This window comes from Pseudoalteromonas peptidolytica, assembly GCF_012641745.1.
Classification (GTDB): domain Bacteria; phylum Pseudomonadota; class Gammaproteobacteria; order Enterobacterales; family Alteromonadaceae; genus Pseudoalteromonas; species Pseudoalteromonas peptidolytica.
The window spans coordinates 1-632 of sequence record NZ_WEHZ01000095.1 but is presented as its reverse complement, the minus strand read 5'-3'; the positions used below and the strand labels follow the sequence as shown (position 1 = coordinate 632).

At 40.7% G+C, this 632-nt stretch carries 1 pseudogene; it reads left to right on the top strand.

Going from position 1 to position 632, the window contains the following annotated elements:
* Positions 1-126 precede the first annotated feature (126 nt).
* A pseudogene (locus F9Y84_RS21880) lies at positions 127-632 on the top strand (IS110 family transposase); the annotation flags it as partial.

The following is a 632-nucleotide window of genomic DNA, read 5'->3' as shown; positions in this document are numbered from 1 at the left end:
CGATCAACTGCTTGTAACTCATGGTAACTACTCTTGTTTTTTGGCGATTACAGAGTACCACCAACAGGCAGTTGATCTCTCCTCACCGATTAACCATGAGTGGTGCACTTATTATCTGAATTCGGGTGTGCTAAAGCAGGTTTACCTTTTGTAATTGCTAACCCAGTTCATGTAAAACGCTTTGCTGGCGCTATTGGGCAACGCGCTAAAACGGACAAGCTCGACGCTAAACTTATTGCTCACTATGGTGAAGCTATTAAACCATCGTTATCTCAGTTAAAGCCCGAAACTATGCAGCTTATGAGCGATTTAGTAGCACGCAGAAACCAGTTACTCGTCATGCAAACAATGGAGAAAAACCGTCTTCAGATATTGCCAAAAGAACTCGCTATGACAATAAAGCCTATCCTCACTGCATTTAAAAATCAGATAAATAAAATAGAAAATAAAATCGTCAAATTAATCGAGTCATGTCCCGAATATCAGGCTAAAAATCATCTACTTCAAAGCATGAAAGGCATTGGAAAAATCGCGGCAGCATCCATCATTAGTAACTTACCTGAACTGGGATATATGACCAACAAACAAGCTTCCGCATTAGTTGGAGTTGCACCGATAAATAGAGAGAGCGG